Raw genomic sequence first — 21,289 nt, 5'->3', positions numbered from 1 at the left:
AGTCATTTACTTCCCGACATAGCAGTTGATGGAGCTGTCACCGGCCGGTGAGGCGTTGCCGTCCGAGCGGACGATGATCACCTGGATGCACGTCCGTCCGGTGGAGTTCTCGGTAATCTCCATCGCGGGGGCCTTCGCGGCGTGGTAGTCGGCGTCGGCCGTGAAGGCGCGCCGCCACTTGTAGGTGTCGCCGTCCTGCGGCTGCGGATTCGTCCAGGTGAAGCGGAGCTTGCCGGCCGCGGTGCGCTTCGCCGCCAAGTTAGCGACATCCGGCACGACCCCGTTGTCCAGGGCATCCGCCGGCGGTTTGCTGTTCGTTTCCATCGGCTGCGCCTTTTGGGGCGCGGTGGCGCCCAGCACAATTCCGACGACGACGGCGACCACCAGCACCGCCGCACCGACAGCGGCGAGCACGAGGTTCCGTTTGCGGTGGTCCGGTGCCGCGGTTTCCGCGCCGTCGTCCTCTGCCACTGCCGCCGGCCGGTTGACCGTGGCAGCAAGGTCCGGTTCGGAAAGGTGCGGGGCCGGCGGAGTGTACCCGGGAGCGCTGTGGCCCGGGGCGCTGTGTTCCGGGGCGCTGGGGGTCCAACCGCGCAGCACGGTGGATTCGTTCTGCTCCTCCTGCGGAGTTGCCCGGGGCGGCGCCTGCGGTGCCGGCCGCGCGACCTCGGGCCGGACCCCGATGAAGGACGACGGCGCGGTCTGCGCCGCGGGCGCCGGGTACCGTGTTTCGTGGTGCCCGTTCGGGAAGGTCCGGGCCGGGAAGGTCGGCGCGGAACCGGTAGGCGAGGTGCCGCCGTCGGGATCGATCGAGGCGACGCTGCGCACCCGGGTTTCCTCGAAGGAATCGTCCGGGTGGATGTCATCGGCGCCGCCGGGCTCGGCCAGGACCTCGAAGGGCGTCACCGACAGGTTCAGTTCCGCCTGGATGCGCTGCAGCGCCAGCGCGAAAGCATGCGCCGAGGAGTACCGCGATCCCGGGGCCTTCGCCATCGCGGTGGACAGCACCAGTTCCAGCGACTCCGGAACGTCGGCCCGGCCGAGCCGCGGCACGGGCGAGTTGGTGATGCGCGAAATCAGTTCCCGCTGCGAGTTGTCCTGCCCGGGCATCACGAACGGCGAGCGGCCCGCGAGCAGGGTGTAGAGGGTGGCGCCGAGGGCCCAGACGTCCACCGGGACGCCCTCCACCGGTCCGCCGCGGAACTGCTCCGGCGGCGACCACGGGATGGACATGCCGGCTTCGTCGTCGCTGTCGTCACCGATGGTGCCCGAGATGCCGAAGTCTGTCAGCGCAGGGCGGTTGTAGTCGGTCACCAGGATGTTCGCAGGCTTGATGTCGCGGTGCACGATGCCTGCCCGGTGCGCGGTCTCGACGGCGGACGCCACCTGGATGCCTACCGCCAGGACCTCGTCCACGCTGAAGCGCTGGCGGCGGTAGCGCACGTCCAGGCTCGGCCGGGAGCAATACTCCATGGCGAGGTAGGAGTGGCCGTCGCCGGTGGTCTCGGCTTCGAAGATGGTCACGATGTACGGGTGCGAGGACAGCTGCGCCATCAGGTTGGCTTCGGATTCGAAGCGGCGGCGCGCGTCTTCGGTCTTCAGGTCCGAGAGGAGCACCTTGACGGCCACCTTCCGGCGCGGCCGGTCCTGTTCGTAGAGGTAGACGTCTGCGAAGCCCCCGGAGCCAAGGTGGCTGATGTACTGGTAACCGGGAAGGGGCGGCGGCGGTGCAGGGGGCCGCTTGGAACTCACAGAATCTCCTCGAAACGCAATGAAATGTTCTCGCCCAGCTCGGCGATGTCGCCGTCCAGGACAATGGCCATCTCGTTCTGGGCAAGCCGGCGCGGCGCTTGGCCTTCGCGGACCAGGACGGTGCCGTTGGTGGCCTTGAGGTCGCAGAGCATGACGTGCCAGCCCTCAAGCCGGACCTCCACGTGCGACCGTGAAATATCGCCGCCCGGGCTCTCCACCTGGACGAGCGCCGGCATGCCGCCGCCCTGGACCCGGGACACGGAGGGCTGGCGCCCGATGATCAGCGAACGGTCCAGTTCGATGACCTCGCCGGAGGACAACCGGACCTTGCCCAGGCTCGGACGCGGAACCTGGACGCCGTCGCCGGACAGGGCGCTCCCGCAGGAAGGGCAGAGGGCGTAGGTGGGCGGGTTCGCGTGGCCCTGCGGGCATACCCGGGCCAGGACCAGCGGACGCTTCGTACCGTCCGGCAGCAGCTCCGCTCCCGCTGATGAGGCAGGGGCAGGGGCCGGGACCGGGGCCGAAGGCAGGTTCGCGAGGCTGCTCTTCATGACCGTGTGGCCGTCGTGGTCGCCGTCCCCACCGCCGTCGCCGGCGGGCGCGCCGTTGGCTTGGACGACGGCCGGACCCGCGGGCGGAGACCATTGCACGGGGGCCGGGGGCTGTACAGGAACCACGGGCTGTACAGGAACCACGGGCTGTACAGGGGCTGCGGGCCGGGCCGAATTCCCGGTCAGCCAGGGCACCGAAGAAATCAGTCCCCCGCTTTGCGGCACGGCCGGCGGCTGTTGCGGTTCGGGGTGGGCTTCCGGAGTCTGTGGCTGCGACCCGGGAAGGTCCGACCGGGCCTCCGGCTCCGACCGGGACGGTTCCTGCAGGGAAGGTTCCGGCAGCATGGGGGCCGGAGTGGCCGGGGCAGGTTCTTCGTGGTCCTCGGCGTCCGGGTCCACCCGCACCGCGGCGTCCTCGATGTTGCGGATGACGGTCCGCTCCCACAAGTGGTCGTAGCTGCTGGTCTGCTCCAGGGTCCGGACCACTTCGTCAGTGGTTGCACCCGTGTCCACACCGACCTCCGCCGCGGAGGGATCGTCCGCACCGCTTTCCTCCGGCGCTGCCGTGCCCTCCGTTGGCACGCTCTCCGTGGCAGGGTTGTCCGTGCGCGGCCCGGCGGCGTCGCCGTCGCCGGGCTCGTCATGAAGATGGCCGGGCGCGATGGTGAGCTCCAGGTCTTCCTGCTCCGCCAGCACCTGGTCGTGGTCCTGCTCGGTGCTTCCGGGTTCTGCACTCCCGGTCGCGGCGACGGGTCCGGGTGCGGCGGCGGGCTCGGCGACGGGTTCGGGTTCGGGTTCGGGCTCGAACGCGAGGATCGTTTCGACGGCGACAGGAGCGGACGCCGTCGCCGGTTCCGCCATCACCGGCTCCGGCACGGCAGACGGCACTGCGGACGGCACTGCGTCCGCAGACACCACCGCGGCCGGAAGAATAGGTGCGCCGGGAGCGAGGACGGCTTCCAGGCCGGAAAGCAGCACCACGCCTTCCTGCAACGGCAAGGAAACGCCAGCGGCGGTGTCAGTGCCTGCCCCCTCGGCGGCACCGATCCGCAGCCGGTAGAACGCTGGAAGCTCCATGCGGCGCTCGGTCCAGGTGGTCACGTCGCGGCCATTGATGGCGCCGTCCGCGGTATCCAGGTCCAGGTCGCCGCGCAGCACAACGCGCAGCGCGTCCTTGGCTTCGACGATGCCGAATGCGGGAATGCGGGTCAGCGAGACACCGAAGCCTTCGGTGACTTCATTCAGGACCTCGTGGATCTCCGGGCCGCGTTCCAGCAGGGCCCAGAGGGAATCAACGAGCTCCCGCCCGGTTCCCGGTCCCAGCACCACCACGGTGCCGGAGCGGACGACGCCGAACCAGTCACCGGGTGCGTAACTATTCCTTGCCATTGCCGCCGTCCCCGTTTCCGTCCGGTGCACCGGACGCGCCGGCGTCGTCGTCGGCGCCCGCGGCAGGCAACTCATGGCGCGGCAGGGTGTCTTCGTCCTCCGCATCGGCCCCCGGCCGGGGAGCTGTGGTGGCAACGCCGGCGTCGTTCAGGACGTTCTTGGCGTCCACCACCACCACCGTCACGTTGTCCCGTCCGCCCGATCGCAATGCTGCCTGGATGAGGGCATCAACCGCGTCCTGGGGATGGCCCACCGTGCTCAGGATCCGGAAAATGTACTCGTCATTGAGCTCGCCGGTGAGCCCGTCCGAGCAGACCAGAATCCGGTCGCCTTCGTGGATGGGCAGGAGCCAGAAGTCGGCCTCGGTCTCGTCCCCGGTGCCCAGCGCCCGGGTGACCACGTGGCGGCGCGGGTGCACGTTCGCCTCCTCGGCGGTGATGCTCCCCGCGTCCACCATTTCCTGCACTTCGGAGTGGTCCACGCTGACCTGGGCGAATTCCCCCTGGCTGAGCAGGTAGGTCCGGGAATCGCCGATGTTCATGACCAGCCAGTACGGCAGCCCCATCTGTTCCACGACCACGACGCCGGAGAGCGTGGTTCCAGCCCGGGCCCCCGTTGCGCTGCGGATCCGTCCGTCCGCGGCCAGCAGGCAATCCTGCACTTCGGCGGCGGTTGCGGTGCGGACGCCCGAGGCCAGTTGGGGGTAGCTGCCAAGCGTGCGGACGCACAGGCCGCTGGCGATCTCGCCCGCCTCATGGCCGCCCATGCCGTCGGCCACGGCGAACACCGGATCCGAGGCGATGAACGAGTCCTCGTTGAGTTCCCGGCGGAGGCCGCGGTCCGTGCCGTAGCCGTAGCTCAGCCCGAATCCGGACTCGTTGGCGGTCGCAGCTGCGGCTGCGGGCTGTGAATTCATGCCTGTCCTAGGTGGAAGAAACGGTCGCCGAACTGGACGGTGGAGCCGGGGCGGACGAAGACGGCTTCGCCCGGAACCAGCCTGCTTTGGATGCCGTCCGGGGTGGTGACGGCCGAGCCGTTGGTGGAGTTGCGGTCCGTCACCCAGACGCCGTCGCCTTCGCGGCGGAGCTGCAGGTGGGTCTTGGAAATCGACCGCCCCGGATCGGACACGGGGACCAGTTGCTCAACGGATTCCCCGGCCATGGCGGCGGGGTTGCGTCCGATCAGCAGGGATGCGCCTACTTCGACGTTCTGGCCGTCGTCGAGCCGGATCCGCAGCACCGCCGGGGCGGCTGCCTGGACGCCCGGGCGCAACTGGGTGCGTTCGACGTCGTCGTCCGGATGCGCCGAAACCGGCGCCGGCTCCCCCGCCGGAGCCGTCCAGGGCGGCGCGGCGACCGGCGGCTGCCACTGGTTCGGGTTGTGCGGCGCTGTCGGGTGCAGGGGCATCGGGGCTGCGTGCGGCGCGCCGCCCACCGGACCTCCGGGCTGCGGGATCTGCAGGGGCTGCCCGGGCTGCTGGACGGGGTTCCGGGCGGCCGGCATGGCCACCGGCGAGGCCACCTGCTGGACCGGCGGCAGGTCCATGGGCGCGAAGTTGTATTCGCCGGCGATGCCGCCGCTTTTCACCGGGTTGCGTCCGGCCGAAACATCGAACACCAATCCCTTGGACGCTTTGTCGTGCCAGCCGCGCAGTTTGCCCTGTTTGTCCCAGGCATTGGAAACGACCACGAGCACCGCCCACGCGACGGACAGCACGAAGAGCGGGCCGAGGATGAACACGGCAAGGCCGAACCAGCCGAGCACCAGCAGCAGGATGGCGGCCAGGATAGCCAGCAGCAGCACCCCGCCGGTGATGAGGCCGCGCAGGAACACGATGCCGCCGCCTGGGGCGTATCCGTCGGCGTCCGCGCTGCGGATGCCCATCAGCTGGTTTCCGATCGTATTGCCGCTGCGGGCTTCGACGCCGAGCAGCACAAGCGTGTAGACGAGGGTCAGCCCGACGGCGATGCTTCCCAGGAGCACGAGCAGCCCGGTGTCGTAGACGATGAAGCCGTTGCTGCGCCGCTCAGTGATCCCGGCGGCACCGACGCCCAAGGCAATGCCCAGGACTACCGCCGGTCCCAGCCAGTCGAGCACCGCGGCGCCCAGCCGCTTACCCGCCGACGCCGGAACCAGTTCAGCCTTGTTGTCCATCGTTGTCCCTCCCCCTGGCACGTGCGGCATCCGGCGCCCCGCCGGGCCGGGTCCTGCGGGTCCAGGCGGCGTGGGCGCTATGGCGATCCTACCGGCATCGCCCTCGGGCTGCGGGGCGGCCAGATCCATCCTGGCCATCTGGGCCTGGCTGATGTTGCGCTCGATCCGGGCACCGCGGTTGCTCAGCGGCGAACCGCACCTGGTGCAGAACGATGCCCCCGGCTTCACGGCCTGGCGGCAGGCGGGGCAGTGTTCCTCAGGGCCGCTGGTCACTGCTGCTGTTCCTTTCCTGCGCCGTTTTCCTTGTCCGTATTCCTGCGAAAAACGGCGCGAAGGCGGTGCGGCTTGAGGTTGCCGTCCCGGATCGCCGTGCGGGCCTCGGCCAGCAGGGACCGCGGCGAGAACCGGGCCTGCTGGCGCTTCCAGAAGCCGACGTTGCCGGTGATGTCCTTGAGGGAGCCGTCCACGATTTCCCAGTACTTCCGGACCTCCTCTTCGCTGGGCTGCCCCGCCCCGAAGATCGCGGCGTCGGCACGGCCGGCGAGCATGGTCGTCGTCGAACTGTTAACCGGGAACGCCTCGGCGATCACCCCGGCCGACTCCCGGCGGGTGGCCTTGCCGTCGATCGCGGCACCCATGTCCGTGGCGAGGCTGACCACCTCGCTCCACCCGCCGCCGACGCGCTGCGCCGGGTGGCCGGTGTTCAGGCGGCTCTTCCGGCGCCGCAGCTTCAGCAGCAGGATCAATGCCAGGGGCAGGGCGAGGACCACCAGCGGAATGAGCGCGGTGCCCACCGCAGCCAGCAGGGCACCCCAGAACAGCCACGGGTTGTTCTTCTTCTCATCCGCGTCCAGGGCATCCGGCGTGGAGTCCGGCGGCAGGTCCGCCGGCTCCTGCGGCGGGGGCGGCGGCTGCAGCACCTGCGGCTTGGGCTTGGACTTGGTCTGCGGGTCCGGCGGGATCGGCACGTTGTCCTTGGGCGGGGTCGGGTCGAATGCCACCCATCCCACACGGTCGAAGGCGACCTCGACCCAGGCGTGCACGTCCTTGCCCTTGATCGGGATGTCCGCCGCACCGTTCTCGGGGCTCTTCGGGTCCGGGTAGAAGCCCATCACCACGCGGGACGGGATGCCCAGGTGGCGCAGCATCAGGGACATGGCCACGGCGTACTGTTCGTCGTCGCCGAGCATCTGCTTGGCCGTCAGCAGGCCGCGGATGCGGGCGGCGCTGTGGCCGGGCAGGCTGGGCAGCTGCCCGTCGGCGACCAGGCCGTTGCTGAACGCGCCTGACTTCTGGAAATGGGCCTCGATCTGGCGCACACGGTCGATCGCGGTGGGTGCGTCGGCGGACAACTCGTTGGCCTGCGACCCGACCACCGGCGGAACTTCTTCGGGAGACGGGAGCGTCAGCTTGGCGAAGTCGTACTGGGTCAGCTGCCCGTGCTCGAGCGTGCCCGGATCGGAGACCCGCACCGTGTAGTTGTCGCCCTGGCTCAGGCCCTTGGTGGTCACCGCGGTGTCCGTGCCGGCGTTGAAGTACAGGCCGGAAGCGGCCTGCGAGCCGTTGGCGAAGCTGATGCCGGTGGTGTGCCGGCCGCCGGGCACGAAGTAGCCTTGGTAGTCCCCCACCGTGATGTCCAGCGTGTAGGTGGTTCCCGCCGCGGCGTTCTCCGGTTGGCTGTTCAGCGCCCGCGCGTCGCCCACCTTGTTGAAGCTGCCCGAGCCGTTCGGGTCCATGTTGTAGTTCAGGCCGTTGAAGGAATCCAGGGCGGCAAGGCGCACCCGGCCGTCCTTGGGCAGGCCCTTGACGGTGAAGAGGGTGTCGTCCTTCTTGTCCTTGACGAATTCCCGGAAGCTGGCCAGGGGTGTGATGTAGTCGCGCGGGTCGAACGGCGGAACGATGCTGGTGCGCAGCACCTTCCGGTCGTCCGTTGCGGTGATTAGCGGCGAGGCGACGGCGGTGATCCCGACGGCGGCCGCGATAACCGCCGCCGCCATGCCCAGCCGCCGCACCCGCCCGCGCCGCGCCACCCGGGCGTCGGTTTCGGGACGGTTCGCGGACACCCTGCGGGTGTCGTTGCGCCGCAGCACATCGCGCCGGAAGGTGGCCCAGACGATGGCGCCGATGGCGACGCCCACGCCGCGTTCAACGTTGAGGAAGGCCGCGCTGGTGCTGAACAGGATGCCGGTGACGAACAGGGCCAGCACGGGAAGCAGCGGCCAGTACGGGCTCTTCAGCCGCCACGCGAGGAGACCGGCGGCCAAGGCACAGATCAGGGCGCTGAGGAAGGGCACGATCAGCATTCCGCCGGCAGTGCCCACCGGGACCCCGACCGTCAGCATGTCCTTCCAGGCAAACACCACGCCCAGCAACAGGGTGCGCAGCGAGTCCAGGCTCGGCAGCACGGCGGCGATGGCGGCATCCGGCACGGCCAGGGCCGAACCCAGGAGCATGTAGGCGCCGAAGGCCAGGGCAACGGTGATGAGCAGGCCCAGGCGGTAATGCGCGTTGACCGCCGCGATCGCCAGGCCGGTCACGATGCCGCCGAACCCGGCCAGCAGATAGTGCGGATCGCCGCCGAAGCTCTGGCTGAACCCGAGCACGCCCAGGCCCAACAGCAGGACCAGGGCCCCGGCGTCGAGCGCGGTGTGCCACAGCGGACGGCCGTCCGCGAAGGCGGACTGTGCGGGCTGCTTCCGGGCAGCGCGCCGCGGGCGGGAAGTCTGGGTGGAGCTCATGCGGCTGCCTTCCGGAGTACCAGGGCGAGATCGTCAAGATCGCCGATGGTCAGGACAGTCAGGTCTGCGATGTTGGCCCGGGCGGGGGCCGCGCCGGCCTGGACGCGCACGGCGAGGCTGCGCACGCCTGCGGGAACCGAGGCAGCGGCCGAACGCAGTTGGGTGGCGGTGACGCCGCTGCCCACGACGAAGAAGACCACCGAGGCGTTCGGGACGGTGTCGGCGAGAGTCCGGGCGAGGTCGACGGCGGTGCGACGCATGGGTGCCCCGACAATCCGGGTCATGTCGTCCAGCAGGTTCCGGCCGGTTTCGCAGCGCAGCGGCCCCTTCTGCGTGAGGACGTCGAGTTCCCGCTGTTCGCGGATGGCCTGGCGCCCGATGGAGGCAGCCACCGAGATGGCCAGTTCGAACTCGGCCTCGGATTCGTACTCGTCCGTGTTGATGGACAGGGAGATGGCCAGGTGTGCGCGGCGGGTCTCCTCGAACTGGCGGACCATCAGCTTGTTGGTGCGTGCCGTGGTTTTCCAGTGGATGTGCCGGCGGTCGTCGCCCGGCACGTAGTCGCGCAGGGCGTGGAAGGAGACGTCCGCGCTGGAAAGCTCCGTGGTGGGCATGCCTTCGAGATCGCGGATGAAGCCGGCGGCCGAGCCTGCAAGGACCGTGGTTTTCGGGTGCACATACAGGTCCACCGGGTCGGTCCACAGCACGCGGCGGCGCAGCAGGTGCAGCGGATCCGCCCGCACCGAACGCACCGGGCCCACGACGATTACGGCGCGGCGCGCCGTCGGGATGGTGAAAAGGTCCTCATGCACCTGGCCGGGTTTCATCCGCGGCAGGTGGAAGACCGCGGTGTTGCTGCCCACCGGCAGTTCAAGGTCTGCCGGGAGCAGCGGACGGGTGGAGGTGTTGGAGACCGCGATGCTGCCGACGGCGTCATCGCCCACCGCCACGCGGGTCCGGGACAGGTCCAGCAGCACGCCGTACGCGGAGCGGCCGAGGATGAAGGCCACGGCAAACAGGAACAGCAGGAAAGCCACGAAGGCCGCCGACTTTGCCTCCTGCCAGCCCCACGCCTGGCCCGCGATCCACAGCAGGACGGTGGCGCCCAGGACCACCCAGCCCAGGATGCTGACCACTGACAGCACGGGCCAGGCGTAGGCGAACCAGAGCCGGCGCAGTTGCTTCCAGAGCGGCGCGAGCGATTCGGCCAGGGTCTGGGAGGCTTCACGCCAGACGGCGGCCGGGTGGAGCTTCGAGGGGACTTTCCCCGGGAGTTTGGCTGCCCCTCCCCCGAGGGCGCCGAGACGCTCCCCGAGCGGACCCAGGGAGCGTTTCACGGTTGCAGCAGCCCGTTTCAAGGGTGTGCCGGTAGACATGTTGAGACCTTTTGTTTTGCGGAACCGGGAGGGTCAGACGTTGGCGCGCTGCTGCGGGGCGGCGACCTCGTTCAGGACGCGCTGTAGCACGGCCTCGGCGGTGGCGCCGGAGAATTCGGCTTCCGGGTCCATGACGAAGCGGTGGGTCCAGACAACCCCGGCCAGTTCCTTGATGTCGTCCGGCAGCACGTAGTTGCGTCCCTGCCCGGCCGCCCACACCTTGGCCGCACGCACCATGGCCAGGGCACCGCGGACGGAAACGCCCAGCCGGGTCTCCGGGGCGTTGCGGGTCTCCTCGCACAGCCGGGAGATGTATTCCAGCACGGCGGGATCGATGTGCGTGGTGGCGGCGAGGTCGGCCATGTCCGCCACCGCCTGGGTGGTGATGATCGGGCTGAGGTCGCGCGAACGGTCCTTCAGGTTGCTTCCGCCCAGCAGTTGCACGGTGGAGGCGTGGTCCGGGTACCCGATGGAGGTCTTGATGAGGAAGCGGTCCAACTGGGCCTCGGGCAGGCGGTAGGTGCCCGCCTGTTCGATCGGGTTCTGGGTGGCGAGCACCATGAACGGGCGGCCGGCCTCGTATGTGGTGCCGTCCACGGTCACGCGGGATTCCTCCATGACTTCCAGGAGCGCGGACTGGGTTTTCGGCGAGGCACGGTTGATTTCGTCGGCCAGGACGATGTTGCTGAAGATCGGGCCCTTGTGGAATTCGAACTTCTGGGTCTTCTGGTCGTAGATGGTCACGCCGGTGACATCCGAGGGCAGCAGGTCCGGGGTGAACTGGATGCGGTTGTGCGATCCCTGGACCGTGGCCGCGAGGGCCCGGGCCAGGGAGGTCTTGCCCGTGCCGGGGGCGTCCTCGAAGAGGACGTGACCCTCGGCGAGCATGGCCGTGAAGGTCAGCCGGATGACGTGGGACTTGCCCAGCACTGCCTGGCCGACGTTGCCCACCAGCTTTTCAAACGTGTCCGCAAACCAGGCAGCCTGCTCGCTTGTCATAGTCATGTCGTGGATCCTTCGGTAGTGGTGTCCGGGCGGCTGTCCTGGCGGCCCCGGCCGGGTTATTCAATTCGGTGTACAAGTTTACGCGGCTGGTGCCGGACGGCATGTCCGGCACCAACCGCGGGGCTAGCAGGGCGAGTTCCCGGACACAAAGTGCACGGTGTTGGCCCGGACCCAGCGGCCGCTGAGGTTCTTGCCCGAGGCCGAGGCGCCGCTGATGTGGTACCAGCCGCTGCCGCCCCAGGGGCTGCCGCAGCGGTCCACCGGCGTGCCGCCGTCGGTGGTGCTCAGCCACGGCGACGGGGCCCCGGGACCGCCCGGGCTGGCCACGCCGTAGCAGCGCTTCGGTGTTCCGCCGTCGTACCCGTTGCCGCCGGTGACTTCGGTGCAGCTGTTGTAAGTGCCGTCATTGTTGACCGCTACGCGGTTCGGCGGAGGCGGCGGGGTCGGATCGTTGCCGGTGGTGGCATTGGCGCTGCCGATGCCGCCGGCCACCACTGTCACCGCACGGACCTTAAGGTTGTGCTGCTGGTCCCAGCCGCCGCCTCCGCGGTCGTAGCGGTTGGCCTTGCCCACATTGATCCACCCGCCGTCGTCGTAGCTGACCTCGAAGTGGTCCAGCGGACGCCCGTTCATGTTCGGGTTGTTCCAGGTCCAGTGCACCTCGCCGTCACCGGTGGCGGACTTGCCGCCGTTGACGTTCGGCGCATCGGGCGGGCCGTAGGGGTTGCCGCTGCCAATGGCCTTGGCGTCGCCGGAGATGTTGGCCTTGATGGAGCGGGCCACGATGTTGACGGTGACGTCGGTGCCGTTCGGCTGGCCTCCGATGGTGCCGCCGCCGGGCGCGATGGGCCCGGAGCCGTAGGCGGTGCGCCAGCTGTATTCGATCTCGCTCTCCTGCGAACCGTTGCGCTGGGCCGCGGTCAGCGGAGTGAAGGTCAGCCGCAGCTGCCCGCTGCTGCCGGTGGGCGCCACGGTGCCGCTGTTCACGGTGCCTGGCTTGCCCGCCGCGCGGGTGGGCGCCGATGACTGGCTGGTGCCGCTGGTGCCGGCCTTGTTGGTGGCGGAAACCGTGAAGGTGTAGTCCGCCTCCGAGTTGTCAACCACGACGTTCTGGGCCGTCGTTCCGACCTTCTGGCTGCTGACCACTGAACCGCCGCGCAGGGTGGTCAGGGTGTATGCCGAGACAGCGTCACCGTTGTTGTCCGGCGCGGTCCAAGTCACCCTGAGCTGGCTCTGTGAGCCGACTGGCTGGGCACTGGCCACCGTGGGCGCCGACGGCGTCGCCGGAACGCCCGCGGGCACCTCGGCCGCGGAGTAGGGGCTCCACTCGGAGGGGTCCTTGGCGTCGTTGCGGGCCAGGACGCGCACCTTGTAGGAGACACCGTTCGTCAGGCCCTTCCACACGTAGTTGGTGGAGGTCAGGTTCTGGATCTGCGGGTTCTGCCCTGCCGGGGCCGGCGAAATCTCCAGGTCGTACGACTTGATCGGCGAGCCCTTGCTTGCAGGGGCAGTCCAGGTGACCGTGAGCTGCTTGTCGCCGAACTTCAGGCCAGGCGCCAGCGGGGTGTCCGGCTTGACGTCGGGCCGCACTTCGGCGGACGCGGGTGAGGGGTCCGACTCATCGATGGCATTGGTGGCCGTCACGGTGAAGTGGTACTTCACGTTGTTGGTCAGCCCGTTGAGGGTGCAGGTGTTGGCCGGGCAGTCCTGCTGGAATCCGCCCTCGCCCCGCACGGTGTACTTGGTGATGGGCGAGCCGCGGTCGGCCGGAGCCGTCCAGGTCAGCAGGGCGGTCCGGTCCCCGACGCTCTGGGCCTGGGGGGTGGCCGGCGGCATCGGCTTGTCCTTGACGCTCAACCGGATGCGGGCCGTGGCCTGGCGGGAGGGATCGCCCGTCTTGTCCGCCACCGTGTAGGCGACGATCATCGAGCCGGTGAACCCTGAGGACGGAGTGACCGTGACGGAATCGCCGTTGGCCACCGCTGAGCCCTGGCCCGTCTCGGTCACGGCATTGACGATCTTCAACGGGGTGTCCGGGAACGGATTGGAGTCGTTGCCGAGCACCTTGACCGTCACCGGCTTCCCGGCGGCCGCGTCCGGCTCCACGTCGTCGCTCGCCACCGGCTTGGGGCGGTTGGACGCGGTCACCGAAAGCTTGTACGTCGCCGTCGCCTCCAGGCCCCGGGGGTCCTTGGCCTTGACCTGGACGCTGCCGGCGTCGCCGGGCTTCGCTTCGCCCCTGGCACCGACGCGCAGCTCCTTGCCGTCGATGCGGGCATCGAAACCTGCCGGGCTGCCGCCCACCACCTCGTACTTCATGTTCGCCGCCTCCTCACCGTCGGGATCGCTGGTGAGGCGGCCCAGGTCGATGCTGGCCGAATCGTTCTGCGGCACCTCAAGGGAACTGCCGAGCAGGGCCGGAGGGTGGTTGCGGTTGGGATCCGGGAGCACCTTGGTGCGGATGCTCAGCGTGGCTTTCTGCCCGCTCGGGTCGTCCGGGCCGGTGCCGTCGGTGGCTTCGAAGGTGATGGAACCGGGACCCACGTAGTCCTTGCCCGCCGTGTATTTGATGGCGGTGCCGCCGTTCGCCACCGGCTCTCCGCCGTCGGCGCCGATGAGCTTGATGCGGTCGGCCTGGCTCAGGCGGGGGCTGCGGCCGTCGCGGACCTTCACCCATTCGTTGAGGTCAACGGTGACGGACTGGCCGGCGATGACCTCGATGACCTCGTCCTTGGCGAGGGTGGGAACCTGCTGGCCGATGCCCGGGACCCAGATGATCGCGGTGGACTTCTGTCCGTCCACGTCCTCCACGGTGTAGGGCACCAGCTGCGGGCCGTCGGTCAGCTGGATCACCACGTTGCCGTCGTTGCCGGGCTTGGCGGTTTCCACGGCGGTGGCGATCTTCAGGTTCTCGCCGACGCCGTCGGGATCCTCGTCGTTCTTCAGGACAGGCACGTCCACGGCCTTCTTGCCCATGGTCTGGGCCGAGGTGACGCGGTCGTCGCGGGCGATCGGTGCCAGCAGCGGGATGTCGCCCTTGACGTTGACCCGGATGGTGGCACCGGCGGTGGCGCCGCGCTCGTCCACCACCGCGTACCGGAGGTTGACGATCCCTTCCTTCCCGGGTGCGGTCAGGATGATGCGCCCGCTGGTCTTGCTGACGCTGGCCTGCAGGGCGGAATCGGCTTCGATGCCGTCGGACTTGATGGCGATCCGGTCGCCGTCGGGGTCGGAATCGTTGGCGAGGGCGTCGACGGCGATCTGCCGGCCGGGGCGCACTGAGACAGTGTCGTCCACCGGGGCGGGCTTCTGGTTGTTTTCGCCCTGCGGCGCGATGCCCACGGTCACGGTCCCGGAGTTGACGGCGCCCTGCCGGTCGATCACCTTGTACCGGAAGGTGTCGGTGCCCGCCCCGTCGCCGGCGGCCACGAAGTCGATGAAGCTGCTGCCCACCGTGGCCGTGCCCATGCCGGGGGTGCTGTCGATGCCGGTCAGCTGCACGGAGTCGCCGTCGGGATCGATGCCGTCCAGCGGGACCGGGATGCGGACGGTGCCGCCGGCCACCACGCGAGCGGTCAGGTTCTGCGGCTGCGGCCGGGAGTTCTGCGTCCCGTCCAACGGCAGGATGTGGATGGTCACCGCCGCGGCGCTCTTCTGGCCCTGCGGGTCCACCGCGTTGTAGATGGCACGCACTGTCTTGGGCACGGAGCCTGCGATGAAGCGCAGCTTGTCTTCGGAGATGAAGGCCTTGCCGTCGGCTTCCGGGACGGTCTGCGCCAGCACCGGGTCCACGTGCAGCTTTTCGCCCTGCGGGTGGGTGTCGTTGGCCAGGACCGGAACGGTGACGACGTCGTTGACGCGCACGTTCACCTCGTCCGGTTTCGGCTGCGGGGCCTCGACGACGGCGGGGGCCGGCACCGGGACCACGGAGACCGTGCCGGTGGCGGACTTGTGCCCGTTCGAGATCGTGTAGCGGAAGATGACCGGCTGCTGGGTGCCGAGCACGTCGGTGACCCGCAGGACGCTGTGGTCAATGACGCTGACGGACACCGAGGCGTTCTCCGGCAGGGTCACGGACTGCAGGACCAGGACGCCACCGGAGGGGTCGGAGTCGTTGGCCAGCGGGTCCACGAGGACGTTGCCGCCCACGGGGAGCAGCGCGACGTCGTGCACCGCCACCGGGCTGCCGGCGTCCTTGCCGGACTCGACGTCCACCCGGATCAGCCCCTGGGTGCTTTGCGGGCCATTGCTGGCGATGTAGGTCAGGTACACCGGGCCGGGGGTGTTGCTGCGGAAGGTGAAGGTGCCGCCGTCGGTCACGGGGCCGAGCTCGGCCGGGCCGGCCGCCTCCACGTGGGCAAGGCGCAGGGCGCCGCCGTTGGGGTCGACGTCGTTCTTCAGCGGGGCGATCACCAGGTCCTGCCCGACGACGGCGGTCACGTGGTCGGCGTTGACCACCGGCTGCAATGCTCCCGGCGGCTGGACGTTGATGACCACGCGTCCGGTGGCCGTGGCGCGGCCGTCCCAGACGGAGATGGTGACGTTCTTCTTGCCGGCGGTGGCGCCGGAGTCCTGGTAGGTCAGCAGCCCGTCGCGGCGAATCTTGACCTGGTCCTGCGGGTTGTCGGCCTTGGCGTCCATGAGGACGAGGTCGTCGCCGTCGGGGTCCATCCAGTCGGTGAGGACGTTCTGGCTGACGGTCTTGCCCTGTTCGACGAGCAGCGTCGTGGGGCTGGCGCGTTTGAAGACCGGTGCCTTGTTCTCGTCCGGACCCACCACGTGCAGGGTGATCTTGCCGCCGGCCGACAGGCCGCGGCCGTCCGAGGCGTTGTAGTCGATGGTCTCGGTGCCGGGCTTGGCGTCGGCGGGAACGGAGATCTGGAAGGCGGAGCCGCCGTAGATGTTCTCAATGGACCCGGACTTGGGCGGGTTGCCGCCGATCGAGGCGGTGAGGACGTCGCCGTCGGGGTCGGAGTCGTTGTCCAGCACGCTCATCACGGTGGTCCGGCCCGGGCGGGCGCCGATCTCGTCCGGCTTGGTTTCCGGCGGCCGGTTGGGCTTGGTGCGGTCCGGCAGCACGTTGATGGTGTTCTCGTCCGCGGAGTCCTCGTCCTGGTCGTCCGACTGGTTCTTCGGCGGGATGACATCGTCCCAGTTGTTGACCAGCTGCATGTTCTGGTTGACCATCCAGACGTTGCCGGAGTTCACGTCGTTCAGGACCACGAGGTCCCGGTTGACCCGGAAGACGTAGCTGGGCGCACCGCTGGCCTTGGGCACATCGGCGGTCTTGTCGTCGGCGTCGGACGTGCAGTCGCGGACGTACTTGTTGGCGCCGGCCCAGGCCGAGTGCGTGCAGCCGGCCACCTGCACGGGTGCCGCTGGGACGCCCTGGCCGCCGAAGTTCACCACGGCCGCGGTGGAGCCGTCGAGCGGCTGCTTGATGAGGGCCTTCGGGGTGGCGATGGCGGCGTAGCCGCTGGCTTCGCCGGTCTGCTGGAGTTTGGCCTCCCGGGCGTCCTGGAGCTGGAGTTTGCGCCCGCCCGGCAGGAAGAGGTTGCCGCGGGCGGCGTCCAGGACCACCGGCTTGTCGCCGACCACGGCGAGCTGGATGTCGCCGGCGCCCTTGAGCTCGTCGATCCTGGTGGTTTCGGAGTTCTGGCGTTCGCCGTTGCCGTCCACGGAGGTGACGGTGATTTCGCCCTTCTGCGGATCGGCCGTGTAGATCCGGTCGTCCTGCCCGACGGCGGAAACCGCACCGGAGGAGGCCAGCAGCACCGGCTGCGTGCCTTCTTCGTCGAAGCTGTTCACCGTGGACGGAGACAGGGCCCAGACCCGGCCCTTGACGGGATCCGTGACGGAAAGCACCTGGGCGCCGAAGCTGACCTTCGAGGAGGACGGGAGCTGTTTGTCCCCGCCCAGCCGCAGGTTGGCCGCGGACACCTGGTTGACCGTGGATCCCGTGCTGTCGTCGACGAAGACGTCGCTGGAGTTCTGCAGCACGTCGAAGGCGGTGCTGGCGGGGGTGACCGCGCCGTCGAGCACCCGGGAGGGATAGTTCAGCCGGCCCACGGCGTTCTTGGTCTTGCTGACCACCCACACGCCGCCGTCGTTCAGTTCGAGTTCCGCGGTCTTAAAGCCCGGGTACAGCACAGCACCGGTCACCAACAGCGCAGCTGCTGCGGTGAATCCGGTGGTGGCGATGAACTTGTTTCGGCGTTTCCTAAGCCCCAGCTTGCCGAATAAAGACGTCACAGATTCAATTCCCTTGCATCACGGCCGCCCCCAGGCAGCCTCGAACCTCACGGCCTCCGACCGGTGATCATGCGATTCCGCCGTACCCCCATACGGCGGCGGAATTTGTCCCTACGACTATCGCACGGGCGTCCCCGGTTACCAAGGGGACGCATCACCGGCCGGCGCTCCAGAATAGGCCGGGAGCAGTGGCAGGTGCGATGGGCATAAGTCCCCATCCCGATCCCGGGACAGGGAACGCCCGCGGAAAAGTCTATCAATTGGCTGAACCAGGAGTTATCGCCAGGTTCCGACCGGCCAGGCCGCCGCAGCATCCGCTCCGGCCGGTCAGTCCAGGACGAGACCCTTGCCCCGGCCCGGCGAGAGCACCACCGGGGTGATTTCACCGAATCCGCGCACATTCTCTGTGGCCTGCGGGTCGAGGACGAAGCGCTCATCCTGGCCAAGAGCCGCGGCGGTGGTCTGGTCCACCAGGACAGTACCCGGTTCGGCGAGGGCTGTCAGACGGGCGGCGAGGTTGACAGTGGGCCCGTAGATATCGCCAAGGCGGGACAGAATGCGGCCCCACACCATCGCAACGCGGGCCTGCGGCAGGATCTCGTCCTCGCTGAACGCACGCGACAGTGCCAGCGAGATTTCGGCGCCGGCCGCCGGGGTTTCGGCGATGTAGAGCACTTCGTCCCCGATGGTCTTGACCAGGCGTCCGCCGCCCACCGAGATGATCTCGGCACACTTGTTCTCGAACCGCTGGACCATCTGTGCCAGCGTCTTTTCGTTCATCCGGCGGGACAGGCTCGTGTAGGACACCAGGTCCGCGAAGCCGACGGCACGCGCCAGCGGCAGCGGGGCGTCGTCCTCGTCGCCTTCACGGCCGGCTTCGCTGGCCCGCAGCCCGGCTTCGGCGCGGACTGCCAGGCGCTGCACGCCGGCGTTCATCTGGCGCCGCCACGAGTACACCAGGATCTCTTCCATGGCGTCCAGGAGGTTCGGCAGTTCACTGACAAGCCGCTTGCGGGCCACGGCGTCGGGGATTCCCTGCTGCATCACCATGTCTTCGATCAGGGCTTCGACCTGCCAAACCACCATGCGGTCCGTCATCTGCCCGATCGCGCGGGTCACGGAGATGGCGGCTTCCTCCGTGAGCTTCCCGGCACGCACCAGGTCCAGGATGGTGGACAGCGCGGAAAGGTCCTGCTCCGTAAAGGCCACGTCTTCGTCCCCGAAGTTGGGGAACCCGAGGGCGCGCCAGAGCTTGCGGGCGGACAGCAATGAGACGCCGGCGGCGGCGGCGACTTCACGACGGCGGAGCGTGCGTTCTCCCCCCAGCAGCCTGGTTTCGAGCACCTTCATGGCGATCCGCTCGGCGGACATCACGCCGGTGGGCGGGGAGGCCTGGGGAATCACCGGGAGGGGTTTGGTCATGGGCTCGTCAAGGGAAGGTTCCGGCAAGGAATCGCTGCCGTCCTCCGGGTTCCAGGGCTGGTCACCATCCATCTTGTCCACCTTCTCTCCGTGTCCACGTGTTTCCGCTGTCATTCGCCGGTGCCGGCGGCAGGCCGTCGATCGCCTCGAGGATGAAGCTCCGGAACCGTGCGGCCTCCGGAACATCGGGCATCAGGGTTCCTCCGGGCTGCCCGGTATCCAAGGATATATTCCCCGAGCGCAATGTCCGCTGGATCAGGGACTGCCTGAGACCGACGTTACGTACCGCCGCGAGCGAAAGCTGCCAGTCGTGGCGCCGAAGCATTCCGAAACGGGCAATTATCCGGCGGCTCGTGAGGATGTACTGGACGGCCAGCCACTCAAGGTATTTCGGCAGGCAGTAGCCGAGGAGCACCAGCAGGGCCAGGAAAACGCAGGCCAGCAGCAGCCAGAAGGTCCATTCGCCGCCGCTCATCACCGGCAGGACCCTGGCCGGGCCGCCCTGTACGATCCAGGCGCAGCCGAAAGCAGCGAACGCCGGAGTGAGGATGAAGGCGGCCACCGGAAGGAAGAGCCGGCGCGCCTGTTGCCGGGTCACCACGATCACTTGCTCTCCCGGCAGGAGCTGTTTACGCATATCCGCCATCGGTGGGCCGCAGATGCACAACGTCCCCGGCCGTCACCACGTGTTCCCGGCCGCCGTGGTCCACCACCAGAAGCGAACCGTATTCGTCCAGCCGGGAGGCGTGGCCCACCAGTTCGTGGTCGCCGGGAAGTTGCGCACGGACTTCGCGGCCCAGCGTCACCAGCACCGCTTCCACCCGCTTGTGCAGGGACGGCCCGCCGGCCAGTCCGGCGGCGGGATCGCCGTCGGCATTGCAGAAGCTGCGGTAGAGGACCGCGAAACGGGACAGGTAATTCTGCAGGATGGCGGTGCGGTCCAGGGTCTCCGCGCCTTCCACGAGGAGGGAGGTGGCGGTGGGGACCGGCAGCTCGTCTTCGGCGAGGCTGACGTTCAGCCCGGTGCCGAGCACCACCGCGGGAACCGTGCCGTCTCCCATCGGTCCCAGTTGTGCCAGGATTCCGGAGATCTTCCGGCCCCGCACCAGGACGTCGTTGGGCCATTTGATCTCCGCGGGCAGGCCGCAGTACTCCAACAGGGTCTCGCGCAGGGCCAGGGCGGCGAGCAGCGACAGCCAGGAATAGCTCTGGGTGGGTACCGGCAGGCCCTGGGCGTTGACGGGCCGCAGCACGATCGACACGGACACGGCGGAATGGTCGGGCGCTTCCCAGTGCCGCTCCAGGCGTCCCCGCCCCGCGGTCTGGTGTTCGGCCGTCAGCACGGACATGTCCGGCCATTCCTTGGGCTCCACGGTGACTGCCCGGAGGAGGTCCGCGTTGGTAGAGCCGGTGGTCTCCACGACCTCAAGGCGGGCGATGCCGGTGTTTGCGAGGAAATCCCCGTTGAGCAGCGCGTCCTTGTCGAGATTTGCCCGTTCCATACCTTGAATCCTAGCGATCCCGGCCACCACCGACGTAGCCCTTCTGCCTAGAGGAAAATGTCGGGCACGAGCTGCTCTTCGGGAGCGCCGAGACTGTAGGGCCTGAAGTCATTGACGCCGGTGGCACGGAGCACTTCTTCGTCGGTGTAGAAGTTTCCGCTCAATACTGCGCCGGCGCCGTCCATTCCCCCGCTGAGGATCGCGTGGGCGGCGTCGGCCATGATCTCCGGCCCGCGGGCCGCCTGGACCATCCGTTCACCGCCGGGCATGTTCCGAATTGCCGCTGTGTCGATGAGGGTGCAGGGCCAGAGCGAATTGACCAGCACGCCGTCGTCCTTGAGCTCTTCGGCGAGTCCCAGGGTGGTCAGGCTCATTCCGTATTTGGCCATGGTGTAGGCCAGGTGCATGCCGGCCCATTTTGGATCCAGGTTCAGCGGCGGGGACAAGGTCAGGATGTGCGCGTGCCCGGGACGGTCCTGCGCGGAACGGCGCAGGGCGGGCAGGGCCAGCTTGGAGAGCAGGAAGGTGCCACGGACGTTGATGTCCTGCATGAGGTCGTAGCGTTTCATGTCGACGGCGTCCGTCCGGGACAGGTCGATGGCAGAGGCGTTGTTGACGACGGCGTCGATACCGCCGAAATGCCCGACGGCGGCGTCCACCGCCGCGGCGACGTCCTCGTCCCTGCGCACGTCCCCCACGAGGGCGAGGGCCCGGCCGCCGGCGGCTTCGAGCTGCGCGGCCGCGCTGTGCACAGTGCCTTCAAGTTTGGGATGGGGTTCGCCGGTCTTGGCCATCAGCACGATGTTGGCGCCGTCACGGGCAGCGCGGAGCGCGATGGCCAGGCCGATTCCCCGGCTGCCGCCGGACATCAGGATGGTGCGGCCCTTGAGGGTGCCCGCCGCCCGGTAGGGGCTGGAGGGACGTGCTGAAGCATCGTTGCTTGAGGTCATGAGGACACTGTAACCGATCTAAGTTACTCATGGGTAACATGGCTGGACGCTCGACATGAAGACGGAAAATTGTAGGGTTTCTACAGCGGTATCCGGGTTTTGCGTCACTAGACTAGCCACCAGGGTCCGCATTTTGTACGGATGCTACTTAAGCGCGCATGCCCAGCAATGCAGTGCCAGCGTAAACAGCTACAGAGC

The 21,289-nt window shown here is 68.7% G+C and carries 12 protein-coding genes; all 12 read right to left on the bottom strand.

The window, feature by feature from the left end; genetic code table 11:
- Positions 1-6: 6 nt before the first annotated feature.
- The 12 genes from BLP88_RS02265 to BLP88_RS02210 all read right to left on the bottom strand — a co-directional run bounded on the left by BLP88_RS02265 (position 7) and on the right by BLP88_RS02210 (position 21,091).
- A complete protein-coding gene (locus BLP88_RS02265) occupies positions 7-1,752 on the bottom strand; it encodes a serine/threonine-protein kinase (RefSeq protein WP_074586515.1) in 1,746 nt (581 codons plus the stop codon).
- Entirely contained in the window at positions 1,749-3,692 is a 1,944-nt protein-coding gene (locus BLP88_RS02260) for a hypothetical protein (RefSeq protein ID WP_074586514.1), read from the bottom strand. Before BLP88_RS02260 ends, BLP88_RS02265 begins: the two co-directional genes overlap by 4 nt.
- Positions 3,679-4,608, bottom strand: coding sequence for a PP2C family protein-serine/threonine phosphatase (locus BLP88_RS02255; protein ID WP_074586513.1), 930 nt, complete (start codon positions 4,606-4,608; stop codon positions 3,679-3,681). Before BLP88_RS02255 ends, BLP88_RS02260 begins: the two co-directional genes overlap by 14 nt.
- Entirely contained in the window at positions 4,605-5,846 is a 1,242-nt protein-coding gene (locus BLP88_RS02250) for an RDD family protein (protein ID WP_074586511.1), read from the bottom strand. The genes BLP88_RS02255 and BLP88_RS02250 overlap by 4 nt, the downstream gene beginning before the upstream one ends.
- 269 nt (positions 5,847-6,115) lie before the next feature.
- The gene (locus tag BLP88_RS02245; RefSeq protein ID WP_084110690.1) at positions 6,116-8,584 is read right to left on the bottom strand and encodes a transglutaminase TgpA family protein; all 2,469 of its coding nucleotides are present in this window, start codon (positions 8,582-8,584) and stop codon (positions 6,116-6,118) included.
- On the bottom strand, positions 8,581-9,960 hold the full coding sequence (locus BLP88_RS02240; protein WP_074586509.1) for a DUF58 domain-containing protein: 1,380 nt from the start codon (positions 9,958-9,960) through the stop codon (positions 8,581-8,583). Before BLP88_RS02240 ends, BLP88_RS02245 begins: the two co-directional genes overlap by 4 nt.
- Positions 9,961-9,993: 33 nt before the next feature.
- Positions 9,994-10,965, bottom strand: coding sequence for an AAA family ATPase (locus BLP88_RS02235; protein ID WP_074586508.1), 972 nt, complete (start codon positions 10,963-10,965; stop codon positions 9,994-9,996).
- Between the two features lie 123 nt (positions 10,966-11,088).
- Positions 11,089-17,217: an Ig-like domain-containing protein gene (locus BLP88_RS02230; RefSeq protein WP_074586506.1), complete on the bottom strand. Its 6,129-nt coding sequence runs from the start codon at positions 17,215-17,217 to the stop codon at positions 11,089-11,091.
- Between the two features lie 327 nt (positions 17,218-17,544).
- Positions 17,545-18,639, bottom strand: coding sequence for an adenylate/guanylate cyclase domain-containing protein (locus BLP88_RS02225; RefSeq protein ID WP_373366911.1), 1,095 nt, complete (start codon positions 18,637-18,639; stop codon positions 17,545-17,547).
- Between the two features lie 61 nt (positions 18,640-18,700).
- The gene (locus BLP88_RS02220) at positions 18,701-19,276 is read right to left on the bottom strand and encodes a PH domain-containing protein (protein WP_074586498.1); all 576 of its coding nucleotides are present in this window, start codon (positions 19,274-19,276) and stop codon (positions 18,701-18,703) included.
- Positions 19,269-20,141: a biotin--[acetyl-CoA-carboxylase] ligase gene (locus BLP88_RS02215; RefSeq protein WP_074586497.1), complete on the bottom strand. Its 873-nt coding sequence runs from the start codon at positions 20,139-20,141 to the stop codon at positions 19,269-19,271. Before BLP88_RS02215 ends, BLP88_RS02220 begins: the two co-directional genes overlap by 8 nt.
- 47 nt (positions 20,142-20,188) lie before the next feature.
- A complete protein-coding gene (locus BLP88_RS02210) occupies positions 20,189-21,091 on the bottom strand; it encodes an SDR family oxidoreductase (protein ID WP_074586496.1) in 903 nt (300 codons plus the stop codon).
- Between the last annotated feature and the right edge of the window lie 198 nt (positions 21,092-21,289).

The organism is Arthrobacter cupressi (genome assembly GCF_900099975.1).
In the GTDB taxonomy this organism is placed as follows: domain Bacteria; phylum Actinomycetota; class Actinomycetes; order Actinomycetales; family Micrococcaceae; genus Arthrobacter; species Arthrobacter cupressi.
This window is presented reverse-complemented; position numbering and strand designations above follow the sequence as displayed.